The sequence below is a fragment of the Streptomyces zinciresistens K42 genome (assembly GCF_000225525.1).
GTDB classification, from domain to species: domain Bacteria; phylum Actinomycetota; class Actinomycetes; order Streptomycetales; family Streptomycetaceae; genus Streptomyces; species Streptomyces zinciresistens.
The window spans coordinates 1-8806 of the sequence record NZ_AGBF01000238.1; the positions used below are offsets into that span (position 1 = coordinate 1).

At 73.6% G+C, this 8806-nt stretch carries 10 protein-coding genes; 8 read left to right on the top strand and 2 right to left on the bottom strand.

Annotated elements, in window-relative coordinates; translation table 11 throughout:
* From SZN_RS32770 to tgmB, 7 genes are all read left to right on the top strand, one after another.
* Positions 1-744: chitosanase (locus tag SZN_RS32770; protein ID WP_007503570.1), on the top strand; the 744-nt coding region annotated here is incomplete at its 5' end.
* A 175-nt stretch (positions 745-919) separates the two neighbouring features.
* Positions 920-2284 (top strand): FAD-dependent oxidoreductase, encoded by a 1365-nt coding sequence (locus tag SZN_RS32775; protein ID WP_007503571.1) that lies wholly within the window; start codon positions 920-922, stop codon positions 2282-2284.
* Positions 2285-2474: 190 nt separating this feature from the next.
* Positions 2475-2969, top strand: coding sequence for a lamin tail domain-containing protein (locus SZN_RS32780; protein WP_007503572.1), 495 nt, complete (start codon positions 2475-2477; stop codon positions 2967-2969).
* Between the two features lie 216 nt (positions 2970-3185).
* The gene (locus SZN_RS32785; protein WP_078509055.1) at positions 3186-4361 is read left to right on the top strand and encodes a hypothetical protein; all 1176 of its coding nucleotides are present in this window, start codon (positions 3186-3188) and stop codon (positions 4359-4361) included.
* A 242-nt stretch (positions 4362-4603) separates the two neighbouring features.
* Positions 4604-4903, top strand: coding sequence for a DUF1232 domain-containing protein (locus SZN_RS32790; RefSeq protein ID WP_007503574.1), 300 nt, complete (start codon positions 4604-4606; stop codon positions 4901-4903).
* 116 nt (positions 4904-5019) lie between these two features.
* On the top strand, positions 5020-5211 hold the full coding sequence (tgmA, locus tag SZN_RS32795; RefSeq protein ID WP_007503575.1) for a putative ATP-grasp-modified RiPP: 192 nt from the start codon (positions 5020-5022) through the stop codon (positions 5209-5211).
* Between the two features lie 16 nt (positions 5212-5227).
* The gene (gene tgmB / locus SZN_RS32800) at positions 5228-6202 is read left to right on the top strand and encodes an ATP-grasp ribosomal peptide maturase (protein WP_043734290.1); all 975 of its coding nucleotides are present in this window, start codon (positions 5228-5230) and stop codon (positions 6200-6202) included.
* A gap of 6 nt (positions 6203-6208) precedes the next feature.
* Here the strand turns inward: tgmB and SZN_RS32805 are convergent, their stop codons facing one another.
* On the bottom strand, positions 6209-6424 hold the full coding sequence (locus SZN_RS32805; protein WP_007503577.1) for a hypothetical protein: 216 nt from the start codon (positions 6422-6424) through the stop codon (positions 6209-6211).
* A 389-nt stretch (positions 6425-6813) separates the two neighbouring features.
* Between SZN_RS32805 and SZN_RS32810 the strand changes: the two genes are divergently transcribed.
* Positions 6814-7161, top strand: coding sequence for a hypothetical protein (locus SZN_RS32810; RefSeq protein ID WP_007503578.1), 348 nt, complete (start codon positions 6814-6816; stop codon positions 7159-7161).
* A 46-nt stretch (positions 7162-7207) separates the two neighbouring features.
* On the opposite strand, the gene SZN_RS32815 is transcribed toward SZN_RS32810, so the two are convergent.
* Positions 7208-8806: condensation domain-containing protein (locus SZN_RS32815; RefSeq protein WP_007503579.1), on the bottom strand; the 1599-nt coding region annotated here is incomplete at its 5' end.

An 8806-nucleotide genomic window follows, 5' to 3' on the forward strand; every position in this document is an offset into this window, starting at 1 on the left:
GCCGCCGCGCCGCCCGCCGCCGCGCCGCGCGCCGCGGCGGGCCTCGACGACCCGGCGAAGAAGGAGATCGCCATGCAGCTGGTGTCGAGCGCGGAGAACTCCTCGCTCGACTGGAAGGCGCAGTACAAGTACATCGAGGACATAGGCGACGGCCGCGGCTACACGGCCGGCATCATCGGCTTCTGCTCCGGCACCGGCGACATGCTGGACCTGGTGGAGCTGTACACGAGCCGCCGCCCCGGCAACGTGCTGTCCGGGTACCTGCCCGCGCTGCGGCGCGTCGACGGCACCGCCTCGCACGCCGGGCTCGACCCGGACTACCCCCGCGACTGGGCCCGCGCCGCCCAGGACCAGGCGTTCCGCCAGGCCCAGGACGACGAGCGCGACCGGGTCTACTTCAACCCGGCCGTGCGCCAGGGCAGGACGGACGGACTGCGCGTCCTCGGTCAGTTCGCCTACTACGACGCCATCGTCATGCACGGCGACGGCGGCGACCCGACCAGCTTCCGCAGCATCCGCGCGCGGGCCCTGAACAGCGCCAGGCCGCCCGCCCAGGGCGGCGACGAGGCGATCTACCTCAACGCGTTCCTGGACGCGCGGGTGTGGGCCATGCAGCAGGAGGAGGCGCACAGCGACACCAGCAGGGTCGACACCGCCCAGCGGGTCTTCCTGCGCGACGGCAACCTCGACCTGAACACGCCGCTGGCGTGGAAGGTCTACGGCGACAGCTTCCGCATCGGCTGACCCGGACTCCGGACCCCCGTCCCGCCCCCTCCACGGTACGGCGGTCCGGAACCCGCCCGATTGCCCATAGAATCGATTTATGAGCTCATAGGCCGGACCCGCGTACCGGGTTAGGCTTGCCTTAGTTTAGGCTTCCCGTCGAGTCGATCCATCGCCTCTCGAAGGGAACCTGATCATGCCCCGCCCCCTGCGGGTAGCCATCGTCGGAGCCGGCCCCGCCGGGATCTACGCCGCCGACGCGTTGCTCAAGTCCGACGTGGCCGCCGAACCCGGTGTGTCCATCGACCTGTTCGAGCGCATGCCCGCGCCCTTCGGGCTGATCCGCTACGGCGTGGCCCCCGACCACCCCCGCATCAAGGGCATCGTCACCGCCCTGCACCAGGTGCTGGACAAGCCGCAGATCCGGCTCTTCGGCAACGTCGACTACCCGGGCGACATCAGCCTGGACGACCTGCGGGCCTTCTACGACGCCGTGATCTTCTCGACCGGCGCGACCGCGGACCGGGCGCTCGCCGTCCCGGGCATCGAGCTGGACGGTTCCTACGGCGCGGCGGACTTCGTGTCCTGGTACGACGGCCACCCGGACGTCCCGCGCACCTGGCCCCTGGAGGCGGAGAAGGTCGCCGTCCTCGGCGTCGGCAACGTCGCGCTGGACGTGGCCCGCATCCTCGCCAAGACGGCCGAGGAGCTGCTGCCGACCGAGATCCCGCCCAACGTCCACGAGGGGCTGAAGGCCAACAAGGCCGTGGAGATCCACGTGTTCGGCCGCCGGGGCCCGGCGCAGGCGAAGTTCTCCCCGATGGAGCTGCGGGAGCTGGACCACTCCCCCACCATCGAGGTCGTCGTCGACCCCGAGGACATCGACTACGACGCGGGCTCGATCGCGACCCGGCGCGGCAACAAGCAGGCCGACATGGTCGCCAAGACCCTGGAGAACTGGGCGATCCGCGACGTCGGCGAGCGCCCCCACAAGCTGTTCCTGCACTTCTTCGAGTCGCCCGACGAGATCCTCGGCGAGGACGGCAGGGTGGTGGGCCTGCGCACCGAGCGCACCGCCCTGGACGGCACCGGCAACGTCAGGGGCACCGGCGAGTTCAAGGACTGGGACGTCACCGCGGTCTACCGCGCGGTCGGCTACCTCTCCGACAAGCTGCCGAAGCTGCCCTGGGACATCGACTCCGGCACGGTCCCGGACGAGGGCGGCCGCGTCCTCCAGGAGTCCGGCGAGCACCTGACGTCGACGTACGTCACCGGCTGGATCCGGCGCGGGCCGGTGGGTCTGATCGGTCACACCAAGGGCGACGCCAACGAGACGGTCGCGAACCTGCTGGCCGACTTCGCGGGCGGCCGCCTGCAGACGCCCGCGGCGCCCGAGCCGCAGGCCGTGGACGCGTTCCTCGCCGAGCGCGGGGTCCGCTTCACGACCTGGGAGGGCTGGTACAGGCTGGACGCCGCCGAGAAGGCGCTGGGCGAGCCGCAGGGCCGCGAGCGCGTGAAGCTCGTCGAGCGCGAGGACATGCTCCGCGAGAGCGGCGCCTAGGGATCAGGCCACTGCGGCGGGAGGGCCCGGGGGACACACCCCGGGCCCTCCCGCGCGTCGTGGCGGGCCGCGCGGCGATACCCGCACCGATGCCCCCGTGTCCCGCGTTTCCGTGAAGTCGGTACAGCGGCGGGAACCGCTGCTTAAAATCCAGATCTTCACACAAGTTCCACACAGGGGGATCTTTCCCATGCGCATACGCCTTGGCGTCACCACCGCCGTCGCAGCCGGCACACTCGCCGCGCTCTCGACCGCGCCTGCCCAGGCCGCCGAGTACAGCTCGGCGCTGAAGATCCGGGGCATCCAGTACGACGCGCCGGGCCGCGACTCCAACCGCTGCGACGGCGGCAACACCGACGAGGAATACCTCACGATCGAGAACTACTCGCGGACGGCCACCGTCAACCTCAAGGGCTACGTGGTCAAGGACAAGGCAGGCAACCGCTTCAGGTTCACCGCCGACCACTACCTCCAGCCGGGCGACTCCGTGAAGCTGCGGGGCGGCAACGGCACCGACTCCGACGCCCGCAACGTCGTCTACCGCGACAACTGCAACTTCCTGTGGAACAACGACAAGGACTCGATCTACCTCATCAAGCCGTCGGGCGCCGGGGCGGACTCGCACGCGTACACCAAGAGCGGCAGCGACCGGGACGGCAACGGATACATCACGTACCACGGCTGAGCCGCGCCGGGTCATGAGCGGGACCCGCCCCAGGGCGGATGACGGGCGGGTCCCGCTCACCGAGTCATTGTCATGACCGGGCACGGCACGGGCCACGGGTGAACGGGGCACGGCCGGTGCGCGGCGCGCACACCCCGTGTGGACCCCCCGGAGGTTTGTTTCTCCCGTCGGCGACCATACTGGTACAAGCCCGTGCCCCCACCCACAGATGGACTCATGCCCAGCTCTGCCAGCCCCCGCCCCACGACTCCTCCCACGGTGTGGTCGGCCCGCGGCCGCCACACCGGTCCCGCCGCGCAGGACGTGCTCCGGCGCGGCCTGCGGCGGCACAAGGACGACGGGGCCCTGGACGACTTCCTCGAACTGCCCCGCGGCGAGGACGCCCAGCACTGGACCTTCGAAGCCCGCTGGCGGGTCGCCGGCACCGTCACCGTCCGCGCCCGGCTGACGGTCGAGCACGACACGGGAAGCGCCCAGGACTGGACCCTGGTCGCCGAGGCCGAGGCCCCCTGGGACCCGCGCTGGCCCTCCCCTGCCAGCCTGTTCTGGCCGGCGCGGGACGAGGCGGACTGGGCCCGCGACGTGGCCACCGGACTCCGCCTGGCGGACGTCAACGCCCTGCCCGAGGACGACAAGGCCGTACGCCGGGTGCTGCGGGACGCCGTGCGCGACGGCTGGAGCGTCCACGTCGTCGTCCACGAGGCGATGACCACCGGCCGCGCGGGCCGCGACCCCCTGGCCGCCAAGGTGCCGCCCGGCCTGCGGCACCGGGTGGTGGAGCACCGCGCCGCGCCCGGCCAGCTGCGCGTGGTGAACTGGGCGCTGCGCGAGTCCGGCGTGGAAGTGCCGCGCGGCGGTGCCGTGGTGCTGCCGGGCACCCCGGCGCCGTCCGGCTACGACGCGGAGGACTTCTCCGTCCGCAGCGTCTTCCTCGACGGCACCGAGCCCGCCGAACTGATCCACGCCGTCACCCGCTACGCCGCGCTCGCCCGCCCGCTCCCGGACGGCGCCGGGGAGGCCCTCACGGCGCTGCGCGAGGAGTGGCGGCTGCTGACGCTGCGGGAGGAACTGGAGCGCGAGCGGGGGCTCGTGGCGATGTACGCGGAGGCGCTGGAGGCCATGACGAACTCCCGCGACCTGTACCGGGAGGCGGCCGAGCAGGCGCACGCGGCGCTGGCCGCCTTCCGGGAGTCCGCGGACACCCTCACCGAACGGCCGTCCGGCGCACCGGCCCCCTCCCCGCTCCAGCAGTTCACCCGGACCTTCGAGCGCCTGAAGGCGTCGGCCCGCCCCCGCAAGGACGTCCCCGGCAGCCGGGAGCCGCACACGGACGCGGTCACGGACGCGAGCGCCGCGCGGCGGACCGCGGCCCCGGACCGCCAGGCGCCGTAGGGCGGCTGCGCACGTCGCCCGGCGGGCCCGTACCGCGCCGGGCGGGCGCACGGCGGCGCGGCGCGGGACGAGGGGGACGGATCGCGCGCCCCGCCGGACAGGTGAACGGGCCGATCCCGCGTCCTGGGTCCTGACGGGTGACGTGATGCGGCCGGGTGACGGTCGTCATGCAATGGGCGCGGCGTGAGGGGGAATCCGACCTGCGGTGCGTGCGGCGCCCGCCGCCGCCGGGAGGAGGGTCCGTGGACTCGACCACCACATGGATCGTCGTCGCTGTCGCCGTGGCGGCGGCGGTGGTGCTCGCCGTGGCCGTGGGGGTGCTCGCGCGCCTGGTGCGGACGCGGCGTCTGCTGCGCCGCGCCGGGCTGCCGACCGGATCACCGTGGGTGTTCTGGGGCGCCGTCCTGTACTTCGTGCTGCCCACCGATCTGATGCCCGATCCGGTGTATCTGGACGACATCGGCGTGCTCTTGCTGGCACTGCGCAGCCTGCGCCGTTCTCCCCAGGCGGAACCGCCGGACGCCGTCGGTCACGGAAAGTAAGGAAACCAACCACCCGTTCGATTCGTATAAGTAAGTGGAAACCGAAGTGCGTCGGCGCGCAGCGGGACGCGGCCGGGGACCGGCTCGATCGGAGCAGCACCTGTGAGGGAGAGACGATGCAACCGTTCGCGCTCAACTACGCACGGCCGGCAGCGGAGTCGGAGGTCACCGCTGCGTACGCCTACGACTCCGGTCTGCAGTTGAACGTGCTGCGTGACGGGCGGATAGCCGCCTGCGACCGCGCGCTGTTGCGGGAGTTGGGGACCACCACCTCCACGGCGGGATCGAAGACTCACTTCGACGACTGAACACAGGCCGCCCCAGATGACCGTTTTGATTCTGACCAGCGAAGCGGACGTGACGGCGGACATGGTGGTCGTCCACCTGAACGACGCCGCGGTCCCGGTGGTCCGGCTGGACCCCGCCGATCTGACCGGCGGGGCCGCGCTGTCGGGCGAGTACGCGCACGGCTCGTTCCACGGCCGGCTGTCCTCCGGGGGACGGCTGGTGAGCGTGAACGGGCTGCGCTCGATCTGGACGCGCAGGCCGGGGACCGCGGCGGCGCGCGCGGCCGCGCCCTCGGCGTGGCTGGCGGAGGAGGCGGAGCAGGCGCTGTACGGGATGCTGCGCGGCTGCGACGCGCGCTGGATGAACCATCCGGACGCCGCCCGGCGGGCCCGGTACAAGCCCTGGCAGCTGCGGGTGGCCCAGCGGTGCGGGCTGCCGGTGCCGGCCACGCTGATCACGACGTTCCCGCAGGCGGCCCGCGCGTTCGCCGTGCGCCATCCGGACCTGGTGGTCAAGCCGGTCTCCGGCACCCATCCCCAGGACCCGCCGCGGGCGGTGCCGACCAGCAGGGTCCCCCCGGACGCCGACTTCTCCGCGGTGGCGTTCGGCCCCACGCTGCTGCAGCGGCGGATCGCCAAGCGGGCCGACATCCGGCTCACCGCGGTGGGCGACCGGCTGCTCGCCGCCCGCAAGACGAGCGAGCCGGACGGCGAGGTGGACGTCCGGTTCACCGCGTCCGACGCCCCGTGGTGCCCGGTCGAGGTCCCGCCGCCGGTCGCCGAGGGGGTGCACGCCTATCTGCGGGAGGCCGAACTGTCCTACGGGGCCTTCGACTTCGCCGAGGACGCGGACGGCATGTGGTGGTTCCTGGAGTGCAACCAGTCGGGGCAGTTCGGGTTCATCGAGGTGGAGACGGGCCAGCCGATCTCCCGGGTCATCGCCGAGTGGCTGGCGCGGCCGGCGCCCGGGGTGGGCGCGGCGGGCGGCGGGGCGGACGCGGCGGCGCCGTGAGAGGGCTCAGATGCCCTGCGAGCCCGGCGGCAGGGCGCCGCGCTGCCAGACCGAGCCCTGCGGCACGGGCCGTACCGGGGCCGGGGCGGGTCCGGTGGACAGCAGCGGCTGCATCGCGAACTCGACTTCCCTGCTGACGCGTTCGGCCTCCCTGCGGACCTGGGTGGGGATGTCGCCGCGCTCGGCGACCAGCCGGTCGTAAATGGGGGAATCCTGGAACACCCTCGTAGCGCCTTCCTGTCGTGGCCCCTGTGTGCATTTGGGCACGGCTGTGGAGTGTAGGCGCCGACGCACACTGAAGTACGAATTCTGCCAGAGCGCTTGACGGGCGACGAACCAGTGCTATGTCCGTTTGCGCGGGTGGACGGGTGGACGGGTGGACGGGTGGACGGGGGGACGGGTGGACGGGTGGACGAGCCGCGGGGGCAGCGGGCCCCGGTGGCGGAACGGGTGGGCGGGCATGAGCGGTTCGTGTACGCCCGCCGCTCGGCCTTCCGCGCGGACCGCGGCGCCCGCCGCCTCGGTCACGGTGGGATGAATCACCCGACTCCGAACGGCCCGTGAGCAGTTGGACACCGTGAATCGCCCCTCCGCACGGACGGTGTACGCCCATGAACCGCTCCAGCCGCCTGTTGTGCCTGCTCCACGCCGCCACGAGCGCGGGACTCGCCTGGGTCTCGGTCCTGCAACTCCGCCACGGCCCCCTGTGGGCCGCCAGCCTGTTCGCCGCCGCCGGCCTGGTGCCGGTGATCGCCGTGGTGCGGGAGACCGTGATCGGTGAGCAGCGCCGGCTGATCGTGGAACTGGTCACCCGGTCCGTGCGCCGCGGTGACGCCACGGACGCGATCGTGCGCGCGGAACTCGACTCGGCCTGCTGCGAGCGCTGGTGGACCAGTCTGGGGCGGGCGCACGAGGCGACGTGCCGGCGCCGGCTGCCGCACGGCAGCAGTGCCGCCTGAGCCGGGGCCCGTGACGCCGGGGCGGGCCGGCGTCACGGGCGGGCGGTCAGCCTTCCAGGGCGGCGGTGACCTCCGTACGCAGGAGGGTCACGTAGTCGCGTGCCCAGCCCTCCACCGTGGGGCGGTCCCACAGGTCGGCCGAGTACTCGGCGAAGCCGCTCAGTCCGCCGCCGGCCGGCACGAGCCCGAAGGTGAGTTCCGCGCGGGCCGCGGCGGGCGCGAGGTCCTCGACGGCGGTGGTCAGGCCGGGCAGCGCGACCTCCGCCTCCAGCGAACTCTGGTACGCGAAGCCGACGTCCAGCCGGTCCGGGACCACCACGCCCCTGCGCTCCAGCATCGCGGGGGCGATGCGGCGGACGGGCAGGGCGTGGTCCATGCACTCCGCGGCGGTACGGGCGACGCGGTCCGTCAGCGCGGCGAAGGAGCCTTCGGCAGCGTCCCGCACCGGCAGCGCGAAGCCGGTGACCGTGCAGGCCAGCAGTGATTCGAAGGCGCGGCGCTCCCGGTTGGCGTAGGAGATGTTGAACACGACGTCGGGCCGGCCACAGGCGCGCGCGAGGAGCCGGCCGAGGGCCGCGGCGGTGACCGCGAACGGCGTGGTGCCGCGCACCCTCGCCAGGCGCTCGACGGCGGCCCGCAGTTCGGGCGGCACGGTGAACAGCACGGTCCCGCCGCGGCCGCTGGGGGTGTCGGGCCGGGGCCGGTCCAGCGGGAGGCCGACGGTGAAGGGCACCCCGTCGAGCCGGTCCAGCCAGAACCGCACCTTGCGCTCGTCCGCCGCCTCGTCGGCCTGCTCCCGCTGCCAGCGGGCGTAGGCGGCGGGCTGGCAGCCCACCGGCGGCAGGCCGTGCGGGACTCCCGCCGCGGCCGTGCCGTAGAGCGCGGCCAGTTCCTTCAGCAGCAGGCCGACCGACCAGCCGTCGCAGGCGGAGTGGTGCAGGACCAGCAGCAGGACCCAGGTGCTGGGGCCGGTGCGCAGCAGGCGCAGCGCCATCGGCGGCCCGCCCGTGGGATCGAGCGGGGTCCCGGCGGCCTCGGCGGCGGCCCGGTCCAGGGCCGCCGCCCGCTCCCGGTCGGCGAGCGCGGTCAGGTCCTCGACCGGAAGAGGGACCGGGCCGGGGCGCAGGACGTGCTGCTCCCAGCCGTCCCCGGCGCGGGCCAGCCGGGTGCGCAGCCCCTCGTGCCGCTCGACCAGCGTGGTCAGCGCCGTGCGCAACGCGGCCGCGTCCAGGTCGCCGCCCAGGGTGATCCGCAGGGCCACGTTGAAGACCTCGGGGAGGCGGTGCGCGGCGTGGACGGTGGCGAAGCGGGCCTGCTGCGCGGTGGCGGGCGCGATGTGCTCGACCGTGCCGGGCCCGGCCTGCTCCGGGGGTTCCTCCACCGCTCCCGCGAGGTGGTCCGTCATGGCCCGCAGGGTGGGCTCCTGGTAGAAGCCCAGCATCGGGTACTCGGTGCCGAACTCCTCCCGGACCCGGTTGACCAGGCGCATCGCGGTGATCGAGTGGCCGCCGAGGTCGAAGAAGGAGGCGTCGGACGCCAGGGCGTCGGCCGTGACGCCGAACTCCTCGGCCCACAGGGCGCGCAGCCGCCGCTCGACGACGACGCCCGGGTGGGCGGCGGGCGGCCCGTCCGGGGCGGCCGGCCG

Bases quoted from the DNA above. Each gene is read 5' to 3' on its own strand.
- SZN_RS32780 (WP_007503572.1), top strand. From the start codon at position 2,475: ATGCGCATACGCCTTGGCGTCACCACCGCCGTCGCAGCCGGCACACTC.
- SZN_RS32775 (WP_007503571.1), top strand. From the start codon at position 920: ATGCCCCGCCCCCTGCGGGTAGCCATCGTCGGAGCCGGCCCCGCCGGG.
- tgmB (WP_043734290.1), top strand. From the start codon at position 5,228: ATGACCGTTTTGATTCTGACCAGCGAAGCGGACGTGACGGCGGACATG.
- SZN_RS32785 (WP_078509055.1), top strand. From the start codon at position 3,186: ATGCCCAGCTCTGCCAGCCCCCGCCCCACGACTCCTCCCACGGTGTGG.
- tgmA (WP_007503575.1), top strand. From the start codon at position 5,020: ATGCAACCGTTCGCGCTCAACTACGCACGGCCGGCAGCGGAGTCGGAG.
- SZN_RS32810 (WP_007503578.1), top strand. From the start codon at position 6,814: ATGAACCGCTCCAGCCGCCTGTTGTGCCTGCTCCACGCCGCCACGAGC.